We start from the raw sequence: 16,558 nt of genomic DNA on the forward strand, positions 1-16,558 counted from the left end.
GATGCTTTTATCAAAATCTTTTATTCCAATATTAAAAAATAATCCTTCTGAGGCAAAAATTAAATCTCATCAATTAATGTTGAGGGTAGGAATGATCAAACAAGCTTCAGCAGGAATTTATTCTTGGCTTCCTCTCGGGTTTAAAGTGATGAAGAAAATCGAAGCTATTGTAAGACAAGAACAAGATAAAATTGGTGCACAAGAAATTTTGATGCCAACAATTCAATCAAGTGAAATTTGGAAAGAAAGCGGTAGGTATGATGATTATGGAGAAGAAATGCTCAGAATTAAAGATCGTCAAAATAGAGAGATGCTTTACGGACCAACTAATGAAGAGCAAGTTACTGAGATTTTTAGATCATCATTGAAGTCTTATAAATCACTGCCGCAACTTCTGTACCATATACAATGGAAATTCAGAGATGAAATTAGACCTAGATTTGGAATTATGAGAGGTAGAGAGTTTTATATGAAGGATGCGTATTCATTTGATGTTACGGATGAAGATGCATTTTATTCTTACAATAAATTTTTCTTATCTTATTTAAGAACTTTTAAAAGATTATCACTAACAGCAATTCCTATGGCTGCTGACACAGGTCCTATTGGAGGAAATTTATCACATGAGTTTATAATTTTGGCTGACACTGGTGAGAGTAAAATTTTTACCGACAAACGAATTTTTGATTTAACTAGCGAAGGCACTACATTAGAAAAATCTTCATTAGAACAAATGCGAAAAAAATATGAACAGTATTATTCAGTGACTGATGAAAAATTTAATAAAGATGAGTTTGAAAAAATTGTTTCAGAAGAAAATAGATTGATAACAAAAGGTATTGAAGTTGGACATATATTTTATTTTGGTGACAAATATTCAAAAGCAATGAGTGCTGCTGTTGATCTTCCTGGTGGTAAAAAGGATCATGTTAAAATGGGTTCTTATGGAATTGGTGTGTCAAGGTTGGTAGGAGCTATTATAGAAGCAAAATATGATGATAAAAATGAAATCATGAAATGGCCATTGTCTGTTGCTCCTTATGACATCGCACTTATTCCTATGATTAATAAAAACGATTCCTCTGCTCTTGAAAAAGCTAAAAATATAAATTCTGAACTAATTAAAAATAATATTGAGACAATTATTGATGATACAGATGAAAACTATTCATCCAAAATTAAGAAGATGAATTTAATTGGAGCTCCATACCAAATAATTATTGGAAAAAAATCTGAGGGTGATCTTCTTGAATTTAAAGAAACAGGTGGCGAAACCCAGAATTTAACTTTAGATAAAATAGTTGAAATTATAACAAAACAAAAAGTTTCAAATTGATTTCTACCCTAGAAAAAGAAATTACTTTTAGATTTTTAAAAGCTAGAAAAAAAGATGGCTTTTTAAATGTTATATCTATTTTTTCTTTCATAGGGATCAGTCTTGGTGTTGCGGTCTTAATAATTGTCATGTCTGTTATGAATGGGTTTAGGACAGAATTAATAAATAAGATAGTAGGTTTTAACTCACACATCACTGTAAAATCTTATAATAAAAACGGAATAGACCGAAATAAATTAGAGATCAATAATTTGAAGTTTATAGCTAAAAATTTAATTTTTAGTAACTCTGGTGAAGCCATAATCTTGAAAAATAAAACATCCAAAGGGATAGTTTTAAGAGGATATCAATCTAACGAATTTTCTAATTTGACAATAATTAAAAATGATAAATTTAGAGGAGATAAGAATCAATTAGATAAAAATTCTATATCTATAGGTAACGAACTAAGTTTTAGTTTAGATCTTAAGATAGGAGATAAAATTACTCTTATGTCTCCATCTGGTGTTGAAACAATCATAGGAAGTATGCCAAAACAAAAAACTTTTCAAATAACATCAGTTTTTAATAGTGGGTTAGCAGATTTCGACAATAATATAGCTCTTATAAATTTAGATACATTAGATGATTTTTTTGGCTTTGATAAAAAAGATAGAAGTTTAGAAATTTATTTAAAAGATCCTAAAAATATTGAATCACAAAAAAAAATAGTTCAAAAGGTTTTTGACCAAGAATTTATTTATACTTGGGCAGACATGAACAGCTCTTTATTTTCAGCACTAAAGATTGAAAGAAATGTAATGTTTATAATATTATCTTTAATAATTATTGTTGCTGCATTTAATATTATATCTGGATTGACAATTTTAGTTAAGAATAAAACAAGAGATATAGCGATTTTGAAATCAATTGGTGTTTTAAACAAATCAATTATAAAAATATTTTTTTTAATTGGTATTATAATAGGTACATCAGCAACAATTTTTGGAATTATTTTAGGTGTTACATTTTCATTATATATAGAAAATTTTAGACAATTTTTAAGTTCAACTTTTAATATCAGCTTATTTCCTGAGGAAATTTATTTTTTAAGTAGTATGCCTTCAGAAATAAATTTTTACTCAATCTTACTGATATCAGTCTGTTCAATATTAATAACAATTTTGGTTTCTATATTTCCTGCATTTAAAGCAGCTAATTTGGATCCAATCCAAGCATTAAAATATGAATAATTTTTTAAGGTTAAAAAATATTTCAAAAAATTTTAATACTGAGAGAAAGATTAAAGTTTTAAGAAACCTATCATATAATTTTAATAAAGGTAAAATGTATGCATTGATCGGTCCATCTGGATCTGGGAAGTCAACATTGCTAAATTTGATATCCTTAATAGACAGACCCACACATGGATCTATTAGATTTAATGATCACCTGGTTAATTTTTCAAATAATAAAAAAAACGATATTTTTAGAGCTAAAAATATTGGAATAGTTTATCAACAAAACAATTTGCTTTCTGATTTTACAGCGTTAGAAAATGTTTATTTAGCAAATTTATCCATAAGTAACGATAAAGACTCAGCAATAAAAAAAACAAAAGATTTATTAAGAAAATTAGGTCTGTCCAATAGATTAAATCATTTTCCTTCTCAATTATCTGGAGGTGAATGTCAACGAGTAGCTATTGCAAGAGCAATTATTAATAATCCAGAAATTATTCTAGCGGATGAACCTACTGGAAGTTTAGACTTAAGTACTGCTAAGGAAATATTTCAACTCTTAAATGATCAAAAAAACCCCAATAGATTAATTATATTTGCAACCCACAATAGATTTTTTGCTAATAAGGCGGATTGCCTTTTGGAGATGACGGATGGTAGTGTAAAAACTATTAATGCCTGAGTTATCTGAACTTAATTTTAATCATTTAAAAATCCACTCACAATACTCAATTTGTGAAGGTGCGGTAAAAATAGACGATTTACAAGATTTTTCAAAATCAAATAAAATAAAATCACTGGCTCTTTGTGATACTTCAAATCTATGTGGAGCTCTAGAATTTGCTGAAAAAATTTCTAAGATTGGAACTCAACCAATTATTGGTACTCAAATTAATTTTAAATTTGGTGATTGTATTGGTTTATTACCTTTATTTGCACTTAATGAGGAGGGCTACAAAAGAATAATTAAACTATCATCACTCTCATTTCTTGAAAATGATGAGCTGTCTGAGCCACACATTGATTTTAAAGACTTATTAGAGGACAATTCAGGTGTGGCAATCTTTTCAGGAACTATTTTTGGATTATTTGGAGAATTATTTAATAAAGGAAAATTTACTGATGTTCTTGAGTTATATAAAAGATTAAAATTAGATTTTGGTAATCGATTTTATATAGAGATACAAAGACATGGTGATCAGAATGAATTAGGTTTTGAAAAATTTAATTTAAATAAATCCCTTGAATTAGAAATTCCAATAATAGCAACAAATGAAGTTTTTTATTTAAATAAAGATATGCATGAAGCTCATGATGCATTAATTTGTATTGGCAATAAAACTTATGTTAATGAAAAATCAAGAACACGATTAAGCAATCAACACTATTTTAAGAATAATTCAGAGATGACTGAATTATTTGCAGATATACCAGAAGCTTTAGAAAATAATTATAAATTTCCATTAAGATGTAATTTTAGACCATTATCTTCTAATCCAATTTTACCGAATATTAGTTCTGAAAAAGGAGGAAATGCTGATGATGTTTTGAAAAAAGACTCATTTCATGGGCTAAGAACTAAATTTGATAAAGTTTTTGGTATCAAAGCAAATGACTTAGAAAACAACAGAACTTACCTAGAATATAAAGATAGATTAGACCATGAGTTATCAATTATAATAGAAATGAAATACTCTAGTTATTTTCTTATTGTATCTGATTATATTAAGTGGGCAAAAAATAATGACATTCCAGTTGGTCCAGGAAGAGGATCAGGTGCTGGGTCTCTTGTAGCTTGGTGTCTTTCAATTACAGATGTTGATCCTATCAAATTTAATCTAATTTTTGAAAGATTTTTAAATCCTGATCGTATTTCTATGCCTGACTTTGACATAGATTTTTGTGAGGAAAAAAGAGACTTAGTTTTTGAATATTTAACAAAAAAATATCAAGATAGTGTCGCTCACATCATTACTTTTGGTAAATTAAAAGCAAGAATGGTAATTAGAGATGTTGGAAGAGTATTAGGATTGCCATATGGCTTTGTTGATAGTATTTCAAAAATGATACCGTTTGATCCTTCTAGACCACAAAGTTTATCTCAGTGTATTGCAGGTGAGCCAAGATTGCAAAAACTTGTCAATGATGACCCCAGAGTAAAAAAATTAACTGATCTTTCATTGAAACTGGAAGGATTAAATCGAAATGTTGCAACACATGCAGCTGGTGTTGTAATAGCAGATAAAAAACTTACAGAGATAGTGCCCTTATACAAGGATGTTTCAGCAAATTTGTTATTACCATCAACTCAATTTGATATGTATTCTGCAGAAAATGCAGGATTAGTTAAATTTGATTTTTTAGGATTAAAAACACTTACCGTTATTAATAATACTCAAAAATTAATCAAAAAAATTGATAAAAATTTTGATATTGAAAAAATTAGTTATGAGGATCAAAGAGTGTTTGATTTACTATCAAGTGGTAATACGGTTGGATTATTCCAGGTGGAAAGTGCTGGAATGCGAGAAGCCCTTGTTCAGATGAAACCTAATCACATCGAAGATATTATTGCTCTAGTTGCTCTCTATAGACCTGGGCCAATGAGCAATATTCCAACCTACAATGATTGTAAACATGGAAGGCAAACGCCAGATTATCTTCATCCTTTATTAGAAGACATTCTAAAACCAACATATGGTGTAATTATATATCAAGAACAGGTAATGCAAATTGCTCAAAAATTATCTGGTTTTACTGCTGGTCAAGCTGACCTTCTCAGAAGAGCAATGGGAAAAAAGAAAAGAGCAGAATTAGAAAAACAAAAACAAGGTTTTATTGCTGGAGCATTAAAAAATGGAATTGCAAAAGATGTTGCTGCGGGAATTTTTCTAAAAATAGAGCCTTTTGCTGAATATGGTTTTAACAAAAGTCACGCTGCAGCATATGCCATTATATCTTACCAAACTGCATTCTTAAAAACCTATTATCCTAAAGAATTTATTGCAGCATCTATGACAATGGATATTTCAAATCAAAATAAGTTAAGTGAATTTTTTGAAGAATTAAAAAGATTAAAAATTGCTGTTGTAAGACCTGATATTAATGAGTGTTTTGCAAATTTTAGAACAATTGATAATAAATTTTATTATGCTTTAGGAGGCATTAAAGCTGTTGGTTATGAAGCTATTTCTAATGTTGTTAAGGAGAGAACTGAAAATGGAAAATTTAAATCAATAAATGATTTTTTGAATAGAATTAACCCTAAAGATATGAATAAATTACAATTAGAGGGTTTAGTTAAAGCGGGTGCTTTCGATAATATTAACAACAACCGACAAGCTCTTTTTGATTCAATACCAAATTTTATAATTAAAACTAAAAATATATTTGAAAATAAAACAGTAAATCAAATAGATCTATTTTCTGATGAGGAAACTTCAGAAAATAATATTGTTAACGATATTGAAGATTGGAAATTTGAAGTACGTTTATCTAAAGAGTTTGAGGCTGTTGGTTTTTTTATTTCAGATCATCCTTTAAATCAATTTACAGAAATTTTTGATGACTATAAGATTATTGATTATTCTAATTTTAATTCTAGTGAAGAAATAAGAGAAACAAATATTGCTGCAACTTTATTAAAAGTTCAAGAAAGAAAAACCGCAAAAGGCAATTCCTATGCTGTATTAAAATTAACTGATCTAAACAGTGTTTTTGAAATATTTATTTTTTCAGATATTCTTGAATTAAATCGTGACATTCTAAAAGAAGGTAATTCTTTACTGCTAACCTTGAATAAAAGCATATCGAATGATGAAAATAGATTTAAAAGAATTAATGTCCAAAAAATAGGTTCTATGACGGACCTTTTTAATAGCCCAATTAATGAAGTTTCTTTCAAAGTTAATTCCGATGAAAATCTAGAAACAATTTCGTTAATTCTTACACAAGAAGGTAAAACAGAGGTAAATATAAATATGATTGTTGATGACAAAACATTGCAATTTAAACTTAAAAACACAAGGAATCTTGATAGAAAATCACTAAATCTTTTAAGAAAACAAGATATATCGAGCTCTATAAACTAAATAAAACTTGTTAATTTCATGAATTATTAGTAAATAAAGCCTAATTTAAATTAACACGCACACAGTTGTTGGTTTTATACCTCCGGTCCTTAATTGGAAATTACTGTGGTGGCTTAACCGGGAATAAATATGAAAATACCAAGCATAACAATACAACAATTATTAGAAGCAGGCGTTCATCTTGGACACAAAACTTTAAGATGGAATCCAAAAATGAAAAAATATATTTTTGGAAAAAGAGACTCGATCCATATTATGGATTTAACCCAAACATTAGAATTAACTAATGTTGCTTTAGAGAAAATTTATTCAACAATAGCTAACAACGGTAAGATTTTATTTGTTTCAACTAAGAAACAAGCATCAGAAGCTATTGCTGAAGTTGCTAAAGAAACTGATCAGTACTTTGTAAATTACAGATGGCTTGGCGGTATGCTTACTAATTGGGGAACTATATCTGGTTCAATTAAAAAAATGAAAAAATATGAAGCTGATCTAGTTTCTGAAAACAGAGGTTTTACAAAAAAAGAACTGCTTAAAATGAGTGTTAAAAAGGATAAGCTTGAAAGATCATTAGGTGGAATTGCTGAAATGAAAAAAACTCCTGATTTAGTTTTTATAATTGATACAAATTATGAGTCATTAGCAATTGCTGAGTCAGTAAAATTAGGAATACCCATAATTGCAATTCTTGATAGTAATTCTAACCCTGATAATATTGACTATCCAATACCAGGTAATGATGATGCTCGTAGATCTATAGATCTTTATTGTAATTTAATTAAAGAGACTATTAATAATGCCAAAAGTTCAATCCCTTCTCCTGAACTTAAAAAAGAGGATATTCAGGATACAAAAGAAAAAAATCAAGGAAAAACCGTTCAAGAAATTGATAGAGAAAAATTAGAACAAAAATTTTCTAAAGATAAGAAGGAGACTTTAAATTAATATGAGCGATATTGAAAATGTTAAAAAATTAAGAGAAATAACTGGTGCTGGATTTAAAGATTGTAATCTTGCAATAAAAGAGTCTGGTGGTGATATTGATAAAGCTATTGAAATTTTACGTGTAAAAGGAATTTCAAAGGCATCAAAAAAGATGTCTAGAGATGCAAAAGAAGGTGTTGTTGCTGTGAGTGGTGATGAAACCAAAACATCAGTTATAGAGGTTAATTGTGAAACAGACTTTGTTGCAAAAAATGAAGATTTCACAAATTTTGTTAAAGAACTAAGCGAATTAAATAATGAAAAAAATTCTAATTTAGATGATTTAAAAAGTTCTAAAATGAAAAATGATGAAACAGTGGAAGACAATGTTGTATCTTTAATTGCTAAAATCGGTGAAAAAATTACAATTGGTAAAGCTAAAACAATTGAAAATGCTGGAACAGTAAACAATCATTATTTACATACAGTTGTTAAAGATAATATTTCAAAACTAGCTGTTATTGTTTCGTTAGAGACAAAAGATAATTCTGATACTGTTAAAAGTTTTGGAAAACAATTATCTATGCACATTGCTGCATCTAATCCATTGGCACTTACATCTGATTTAATAGATCAATCAATTGTTGATAAAGAACAAGAGCTTGTAACTGAAGAATTAAAAAATTCTGGAAAACCTGAAGATATTGCCAAAAAAATTAGCTTAGGTAAGATGAATAAATTTAAAGAAGAAAATTCTCTTTTAACTCAAGCTTGGGTTATGGAGCCTAAAAAAAAGGTTCAAGATATTGTTAAAGAGCTTTCAATTGCCGATTTAAAAATAAAAGAATTTTATAGAATAAAGATTGGAGAGTAAATGTTTGACGAAAAGTCTTATAACGTCAAAATGGATAAAGCCATTGAGGTTTTTTTAAAAGAACTATCATCGCTTAGGACTGGTAGAGCTAATGCTGCAATGCTAGATTTGGTTAAAGTTGACGTTTATGGGCAGCAAATGCCTATAAATCAAGTTGGCAGTATAACCACTCCTGAACCTAGAATGATAAATATTCAAGTTTGGGATGCAAGCAATGTACCTTTAGTAGATGCCGCAATTAAAAAATCAGACTTAGGTTTAAATCCTCAGATTGATGGACAGCTGATTAGGCTTCCTGTCCCAGAACTTAATGAGGAAAGAAGAACAGAATTAAAAAAACTAATTAAATCGATTGGTGAAAAATGTAAAGTTTCTATTAGAAACATTCGAAGAGAAGCAAATGAAGATTTAAAAAAACTTTTAAAAGCAAAAGAAATTGGAGAAGATGATGAAAAATCATCAGAAAAAAATGTCCAAACAATTACAGATGACCATATAAGAGTAGTTGATGAAAAGGTTTCTTTGAAAGAAAAAGAAATAATGACCATATAAAATGAACCCGCTCAATCATGTGGCCATTATTATGGATGGCAATGGACGGTGGGGATTAAGACATAAAAATTCTAGAAACCAAGGTCATAAAGCAGGTCTAAATACTGTTGAAAAAATTATACAAGAATCTGTTCGTCAAAAAATCAAACATTTAACATTATATGCTTTTTCTACAGAAAACTGGAATAGGCCAAAGAATGAAATAAATTATTTGTTTAGTTTGCTTGAAAATTTCCTATCAAAAAAAATTGATGAACTTAACAAGCAAAATATTAAATTAAATATTATAGGTATTAAAAAGTTTTCAAAAAAATTAAACAAACTTCTTAATTATTCAGAAAAGAAAACATCAAAGAATACAAGACTTCAAATTAATCTTGCATTAAATTATGGTTCTAAATTTGAAATTTTAAATGCCATTAAAAAATTAATCATAAATAAAGATAAAATAAATGAAAAAAATTTATCAAAATATTTACTGACAAAAAATATTCCAGACCCTGAATTATTAATCAGAACTGGTGATAAAAAAAGATTGAGCAATTTTTTATTATGGCAATTGGCTTATGCTGAAATTTTTTTTGAAAAAAAATTATGGCCCGATTTTAACGAGAAAGATTATATTAAGATAATTAAAAAATATAAAAGAATTAAGAGAAATTTTGGTAATATTTGATGTCACAAAACTTATTAAAAAGAATAATCACTTCAATTTTCTTATTATTTCTTCTATTTTTCATTAATTTTAGTCATCAATATATTTTCATTTTTTCAATTTTATTACTCGGTATTCTTATTTATATTGAGGCTAGCAATATTTTTTCAAAATTAATATCACTTAAATTTTTAAAAAAAAAAAATTTATCTAAAACATTTAATTTTAAATTTCTTATTTTAAATTTAATAACCTTTTGTTATGTATTTTTTATTTTTTGCAATCTATCGTATGAAATTCATAAATCTGAAGGTTCTATTTTTTTTCTATACATAATTAGTATATGTTTTTTTACAGATATTGGTGGCTATGTTTTTGGAAAGTTAATAGGTGGTAAAAAATTATCAAAAATTAGTCCAAATAAAACAATATCAGGAACGGTAGGTTCGTTTATATTTTCAATTATTCCATTAACAATATTCTTAAATCTTGGGTATTTGAATTTAGTATTTGATTTAAACAATATTTTGTTTAGTTTTTTGATTTCGTTGATAAGCCAATTAGGAGATCTATTGGTTTCTTTTTTTAAGAGAAAAGCAAAAATTAAAGATACAGGCAATATATTACCTGGCCATGGAGGAGTTTTAGATAGAGTTGATGGTATTATATTTGCAATACCATTCACATATTTTTTACTAAAATTATTTTAAATGAAAAAAAAATAGCTATCCTTGGATCAACTGGTTCTATTGGTAAGACTTTAATAGAAATAATAAAAAAGGATAAAAAAAATTTTGAAGTAATTCTACTTACAGCGCACAAAAGCTATAAAGAAATTTTAAAACAAGCAAAAATTCTACAAGTAAAAAATTTAATTATAACAGACAAAAAATCATATCTTAATTTATCTAAAAATAAATTAGGTAAAATTAATATTTATAATAATTACGACTCTTTTAATAAAATTTTTAAAAGAAAGGTTGATTATGTGATGAGCTCCATTTCTGGAATTAATGGCTTAGTGCCAACAATAAAAATTATTAGATTTACAAAAAAAATAGCTATTGCCAACAAAGAAGCAATCATTTGTGGCTGGCATTTAATAAAGAAAGATCTCAAAAGGTTTAATACATCTTTTATACCAGTAGACTCTGAACATTTTTCAATCTTTTATTCTTTACAAGGTAATAAAATTTCTAATGTTAATAAAATATATCTAACTGCTTCTGGTGGCCCTCTAATCAATACTCCAAGAAATAAATTTAAGGATATTAAGATTTCAGAGGCAATTAATCATCCAAATTGGAAAATGGGAAAAAAGATATCTGTAGATTCAGCAACAATGATGAATAAGGTTTTTGAAATCATAGAAGCAAAAAAAATATTTAATATAAAATATGAAGCATTAGATATATTGGTACATCCCTCATCATATGTTCACGCAATTATAAAATTTAATGATGGAATGGTTAAAATTATTGCACATGACACTAACATGAGAATTCCTATATTTAATTCACTATATGAGAATCAAAACAAAAAAATTAAAACGGACAAACTAAATCTTAAGAAATTAAATTTATTAAATCTTAAAAAAGTTGATTTGAATAAATTTCCATCAATAAAGATTATAAAAAAGCTTAAAAATAAGGAATCTTCGTTAGAAACAGTAATTGTTTTGGCTAATGACATACTAGTTAATCATTTTTTATTAAAAAAAATTTATTTTACTGATATAACAAAATTTCTTCAAAAACTGATTAGTATGAAAAAATTCAAGAATTATAGTAACAACAAATTAGATAATATTAACTCAATAGTTTTATTAAATAATAAAATACGAACAACAATTAACAAGATGATTACATAAAACTGATGAGTTCAATTTTTACATTTTTTAAATTTGTCTTCATTATTTTAATGCTGTTATCGTCAACAGCAATTTCAAAAACTATAAATAAAATTGAAATAATTGGAAATGATAGGATAACAGATGAAACTATAAAATTATTTATTTCTGTTAGTAAAGATGATGAAATAAATGACATTAAATTAAACAACGTGTTGAATGATTTATATGAAACTAATTTTTTTAAAAACATAACTATTAATTTTAAAGAACAAATTTTATTAATCACCGTTGAAGAAAATCCTATTATTGAAGATGTTAATTATAATGGAATAAAAAGTAATAAAATTTTAGAATTAATAAAACAGGATACTTTTATAAAGTCCAGATCGTCTTTTAATGAAAATTTATTAAAAAAAGAAAAATTAAAAATTGAAAATATTTTAAAAAATTTAGGTTATTACAGCTCTAATTTAGAAATTTTAGTAAATGAGTCAAAAAATAATTTAGTTAATATTACCTATAATATAGATTTAGGAAAAAAATCAAAAATTAAAAAGATTACTTTTATAGGAAATAAAGTTTTTAAAGATAAAAAGCTTCTTAGAATTATAACAAGCTCTGAATACAAATTCTGGAAATTTATTTCTGGTAGAAAATATTTAAATCAAAATTCAGTTTTTTTTGATGAAAAACTTTTACAAAATTTTTATAAAAATAATGGATATTATAATGTGAAAATAAATTCCTCATTTGCCAAACTAATTGATTCAAATAATTTTGAATTAATTTTCAACATAGATTCTGGTTCTAAAGTTTTTTTTGGTAACTTAGATTTAGATTTACCTTCAGATTTTGATGAAAAAAATTTTACTCCTATCAAAGAACTATTTATAAAAACTGAAGGAAAAGCTTATTCAATTAATCAAATAGATAAAATTCTTGATGAAATTGATACTATTACAACTCTTGAACAGTACAAATTTATAAAAGCTAATGTTATTGAAAATACAGAAGATAATTTAATTAATTTAAAATTTACAATTGAAGAAAGTGAAAAAATCTTTGTAGACAGAATAAATATACTTGGAAATACTATTACTAATGAAAATGTAATTCGTAATCAATTATTGCTTGATGAGGGTGATCCCTTCAGTGAAATTTTAGTTACAAAATCTATAAATAATATCAAAAGTCTCAATTTTTTCAGAAAAGTTGAATCAAAAATTGTAATTAATGAAGATAATAACACCAAAACAATTAATATTTTCTTAGAAGAAAAACCTACTGGTGAAATCTTTGCTACAGCTGGTGCCGGTACTTCTGGGGGATCATTTGGTTTTGGGATTAGGGAAAATAATTTTTTAGGGAATGGAATTAACCTTGATACAAATTTTGAATTATCAAGTGAAGCATTTAAGGGTAAGTTTTCAGTCACTAATCCAAATTTTAATAATACGGATAAATCTTTTTATGTATCTGCAGAAGCAATTGAAAATGATAATTATCAAACATTTGGTTACAAAACTAACAAAACTGGTTTTAGTTTTGGCACTAATTTTGAATACCTTAATGATTTTTATTTGGGATTATCTAATTCTAATTTTTATGAGGTAATACGAACAAATAGTACAGCATCAGCACAACAAAAATCTCAAGAAGGAAATTATTGGGACTCGTTTATCGAATTCGATTTTAATTATGATAAACGTAATCAAAAATTTCAAACAAATTCTGGTTTTAGATCATTCTATTCATTGGATTTACCAATTTTAAGTGACACTAATACTTTAAAAAATTATTATAATTACGATCACTATTTTGATTTTTTCGAAAATAACTTTTCTTCTATTTCATTTTATTTTCAAGCTGCTAATTCATTAAATAATAAGAATATAAAACTATCTGAAAGAATAAATATACCATCAAGTAGATTAAGAGGCTTTGAGAGAGGAAGAGTTGGTCCTAAAGACGGAGATGATTTTATTGGTGGTAATTATGCGTATTCAATTAATTTTGCCTCAAATGTACCTTTTTTATTTGAAGAGTCGCAAAAACTAGACTTTTTAATATTTGCAGATGCAGCTGATATATGGGGTGTTGATTATAATTCATCTATTAAAGGTAATGGTATTAGATCTTCAATTGGTATTGCTCTTGATTGGATGAGTCCATTAGGTCCTATGAATTTTAGTTTGGCTTATCCAATAACAAAAGAAACTGGAGATAAGACTGAGTCTTTTAGATTTAATCTAGGTACATCTTTTTAATACAATGTTTAAAAATTTTTTTTTCATATTATTAGTTTCACTTTTATCTTTTAATATATCAAAAGCGGATGAAAAAATTTCATATGTAGATGTTGATTATATTTTATCTAATTCTCTTGCTGGCAAATCACTTTTGGAAACGTTAAAAAAAGAAGAAAAATTGAAAATTGAAAATTTTAAAGTTAGTGATGATAATTTTAAAGATAAAGAAAAAAAAATATTAGCAAAAAAAAACCTTATAACTAACGAGGAAATAAATAAAGAATTAAAATCATTACAAATTGAATTTCAAAGTTATAGAAAAAATAAAATGAATGAAATTAAAAAATTTAAAGCTAAAAGAAATAGGAATATTTTAAACTTTATAAAATTGATAAACCCTATAATGGAAAACTATATGACAGAAAATTCAATATCTATTTTGTTAGATAAAAAAAATATTTTTATTGCAAGTAAAGACTATGATATTACAAAAAACTTGATTACACTCATAGATAATAAGATTAAAAGTATAGATATAAAATAAATGATAAATTTAAATAAAAGTGAGATAGAAAGTTTACTTCCTCATAGAGATCCAATGCTGTTAATTGATGAGCTTAATGATATCAAAAAATTAACATCTGCTACTGGAATAGTTAACGTTAAAAAGAGCAGTTTTTTTGTACAAGGACATTTTCCTGGACAACCAGTTATGCCAGGAGTTCTTATAGTTGAAGCTTTTGGTCAAACAGCAGCTGCTTTAACAGCCCATGGTATTGATAAATCCACATATGAAAATAAACTTGTTTTTTTAATGGGTGTTGAAAAAGCACGTTTTAGAAATCCTGTTATTCCTGATTGTAAACTTTTGTTAAATGTTGAGGCCATAAGGTCTCATGGTAGAGTTTGGAAATATAAAGGTGAAGCTTTTGTAGGGGATAAGAAAATGGCAGATGCAATGTGGTCTGCAACTATCGTAGATAAGAAATAAATAGCAATAATTATTGATAACTTATTTTATTTTGCTTTGTTAAAAGCAATTATGATTAATCCATTTTTCATAAATAATGGTCCTTTTAAATTAGATGATATATTGAAAGAATTAAATCTTAATCAAATAGAAAATAAAAAAGATTTACTTATTAATGATATTAAAGATTTGCAAAACTCACAATCAAATGAAATTTCATTTTTTCATTCAAAAAAATATAAATCGGCAGCAAACATTACAAAAGCCTCTTTTTGTTTAACAACAGAAAATTTAAAAAAAGATTTACCAAAAAATTGTAAACCCATAATTGTAGATAATGTTTTAGTTTCAACTTCTATTATTACCTCTAAATTTTATCCAGACTCAATTGAAGATGGTTTTGATGATACCGTTCAAGAAATTAATCAAACAAAGTTTAATGATTTTGTAAAATATGGTAAAAATGTATTAATCGGTAAAAATGTTACAATTGGTTCAAATTGCTCTATTGGGCATAATACAATTATTGAAAAAAATGTTTTTATTGGTGATAATTGCTCTATCGGATCTAATACACTAATCAGAAATACATTAATTAAAAAAAATGTTAAAATTCTAGATAATTGTACTATAGGAAAACATGGGTTTGGTTTTTTTCCAAATAATAAATCAAATTTAAGATATCCTCATATAGGTGTTGTTTTAATTGAAGATTATTGTGAAATCGGCTGCAGCTCGACTATAGACAGGGGCTCTATGTCAAATACACATATTGGAAAAAATACGTATTTAGATAATCAAATTCATATAGCTCATAATGTTAAAATTGGAGAAAATACAATTATAGCCGGTCAAGTAGGGATTGCTGGCAGCTCCTCAATTGGTAATAATGTGAGAATTGGTGGTCAAGTTGGAATTTCAGGACATTTAAGAATTGGTAACAATGTTGAGATTGCAGGTGGGAGTGGAGTTATAAAGGATATACCTGATAATATCAAAGTAATGGGTTACCCAGCTAAAAGCATTAGAGAATTTTTGAAAGAAAATAAATGATACACAAAACAGCAATTGTAGATCCTAAAGCAAAAATTTCTTCTAGTGTAAATGTTGGCCCATATTCCATCATTGGTCCAAACGTAGAAATAGGAGAAGATACAGATATTAATTCACATGTAAGTATTGCTGGCCATACAAAAATTGGAAAAAATAATAAAATTTATCCTTTTGCATCCATTGGAAATGATCCTCAAGATTTAAAATTTAAAGGTGAAATATCTAGTCTTGAAATTGGAGACAATAATAAAATAAGAGAATACGTCTCAATAAATCCTGGCACGGATGGTGGCTCTGGAGTGACAAAAATTGGTAATAACTGTTTATTTATGGTTTCGTCTCATGTTGCTCATGATTGTAATATTGGCAATAATATCGTTGTCGTTAATAATGTTGCTATTGGTGGACATGTTCATATTGAAGATAATGCGATCATTGGAGGTAACTCTGCAGTTCATCAGTTTATTAGAATAGGTAAGTTTGCTATGATAGGCGGAATGTGTGCTGTCATCAGAGATGTGATACCTTATGGATTAGTTCAAGGAAACAGAAGCATACTTAAAGGTATTAATTTAATTGGTCTTAGAAGAAATAATATTTCAAATCACGATATCACTTTACTCAGTAATGCTTATAAGGAACTTTTTAAAAGTGAAAATCTATCAGAAAATTTAAAAAATTTATCTGATGATTTTAAAAAAAATAATCTTGTTATGGAAATTTTAGAATTTCTTCAAAAAGATAAAAAAAGACCAATTTGTACTCCGTTTTCAAAATAA

The 16,558-nt window shown here is 26.7% G+C and carries 15 protein-coding genes; all 15 read left to right on the forward strand.

The window, feature by feature from the left end; translation table 11 throughout:
* Position 1: 1 nt before the first annotated feature.
* The 15 genes from proS to lpxA all read left to right on the forward strand — a co-directional run bounded on the left by proS (position 2) and on the right by lpxA (position 16,558).
* Complete coding sequence (gene proS, locus AC5SLZ_RS02490; RefSeq protein ID WP_494616021.1) at positions 2-1,336, forward strand: proline--tRNA ligase; 1,335 nt, start codon at positions 2-4, stop codon at positions 1,334-1,336.
* Positions 1,333-2,568 carry a lipoprotein-releasing ABC transporter permease subunit gene (locus tag AC5SLZ_RS02495; protein ID WP_494616023.1) on the forward strand — a complete coding sequence of 412 codons (1,236 nt, stop codon included), beginning with the start codon at positions 1,333-1,335 and terminating at the stop codon, positions 2,566-2,568. The genes proS and AC5SLZ_RS02495 overlap by 4 nt, the downstream gene beginning before the upstream one ends.
* Positions 2,561-3,238: an ABC transporter ATP-binding protein gene (locus AC5SLZ_RS02500; RefSeq protein ID WP_494616024.1), complete on the forward strand. Its 678-nt coding sequence runs from the start codon at positions 2,561-2,563 to the stop codon at positions 3,236-3,238. The genes AC5SLZ_RS02495 and AC5SLZ_RS02500 overlap by 8 nt, the downstream gene beginning before the upstream one ends.
* Positions 3,231-6,647, forward strand: a complete 3,417-nt coding sequence (gene dnaE, locus AC5SLZ_RS02505) for a DNA polymerase III subunit alpha (RefSeq protein ID WP_494616026.1) — start codon at positions 3,231-3,233, stop codon at positions 6,645-6,647. The genes AC5SLZ_RS02500 and dnaE overlap by 8 nt, the downstream gene beginning before the upstream one ends.
* Before the next feature lie 129 nt (positions 6,648-6,776).
* Positions 6,777-7,595, forward strand: a complete 819-nt coding sequence (rpsB, locus tag AC5SLZ_RS02510; protein WP_494616027.1) for a 30S ribosomal protein S2 — start codon at positions 6,777-6,779, stop codon at positions 7,593-7,595.
* 1 nt (position 7,596) lies between these two features.
* The gene (gene tsf, locus AC5SLZ_RS02515; RefSeq protein WP_494616028.1) at positions 7,597-8,448 is read left to right on the forward strand and encodes a translation elongation factor Ts; all 852 of its coding nucleotides are present in this window, start codon (positions 7,597-7,599) and stop codon (positions 8,446-8,448) included.
* Positions 8,449-9,000, forward strand: coding sequence for a ribosome recycling factor (frr, locus tag AC5SLZ_RS02520; RefSeq protein WP_494616029.1), 552 nt, complete (start codon positions 8,449-8,451; stop codon positions 8,998-9,000).
* A gap of 1 nt (position 9,001) precedes the next feature.
* Positions 9,002-9,676: a polyprenyl diphosphate synthase gene (gene uppS / locus AC5SLZ_RS02525; protein ID WP_494616031.1), complete on the forward strand. Its 675-nt coding sequence runs from the start codon at positions 9,002-9,004 to the stop codon at positions 9,674-9,676.
* Positions 9,676-10,365, forward strand: a complete 690-nt coding sequence (locus tag AC5SLZ_RS02530; protein ID WP_494616033.1) for a phosphatidate cytidylyltransferase — start codon at positions 9,676-9,678, stop codon at positions 10,363-10,365. Before uppS ends, AC5SLZ_RS02530 begins: the two co-directional genes overlap by 1 nt.
* Before the next feature lie 62 nt (positions 10,366-10,427).
* Complete coding sequence (locus AC5SLZ_RS02535) at positions 10,428-11,525, forward strand: 1-deoxy-D-xylulose-5-phosphate reductoisomerase (protein WP_494616220.1); 1,098 nt, start codon at positions 10,428-10,430, stop codon at positions 11,523-11,525.
* A 50-nt stretch (positions 11,526-11,575) separates the two neighbouring features.
* A complete protein-coding gene (gene bamA / locus AC5SLZ_RS02540) occupies positions 11,576-13,774 on the forward strand; it encodes an outer membrane protein assembly factor BamA (protein WP_494616034.1) in 2,199 nt (732 codons plus the stop codon).
* A 4-nt stretch (positions 13,775-13,778) separates the two neighbouring features.
* Positions 13,779-14,300: an OmpH family outer membrane protein gene (locus AC5SLZ_RS02545; protein WP_028037063.1), complete on the forward strand. Its 522-nt coding sequence runs from the start codon at positions 13,779-13,781 to the stop codon at positions 14,298-14,300.
* Positions 14,301-14,747 carry a 3-hydroxyacyl-ACP dehydratase FabZ gene (gene fabZ / locus AC5SLZ_RS02550; RefSeq protein WP_028037062.1) on the forward strand — a complete coding sequence of 149 codons (447 nt, stop codon included), beginning with the start codon at positions 14,301-14,303 and terminating at the stop codon, positions 14,745-14,747.
* 51 nt (positions 14,748-14,798) lie between these two features.
* Positions 14,799-15,779 carry a UDP-3-O-(3-hydroxymyristoyl)glucosamine N-acyltransferase gene (gene lpxD, locus AC5SLZ_RS02555; RefSeq protein WP_494616036.1) on the forward strand — a complete coding sequence of 327 codons (981 nt, stop codon included), beginning with the start codon at positions 14,799-14,801 and terminating at the stop codon, positions 15,777-15,779.
* Positions 15,776-16,558, forward strand: a complete 783-nt coding sequence (gene lpxA / locus AC5SLZ_RS02560; protein WP_494616038.1) for an acyl-ACP--UDP-N-acetylglucosamine O-acyltransferase — start codon at positions 15,776-15,778, stop codon at positions 16,556-16,558. The genes lpxD and lpxA overlap by 4 nt, the downstream gene beginning before the upstream one ends.

It is taken from the genome of Candidatus Pelagibacter sp. PS_06 (assembly GCF_059418045.1).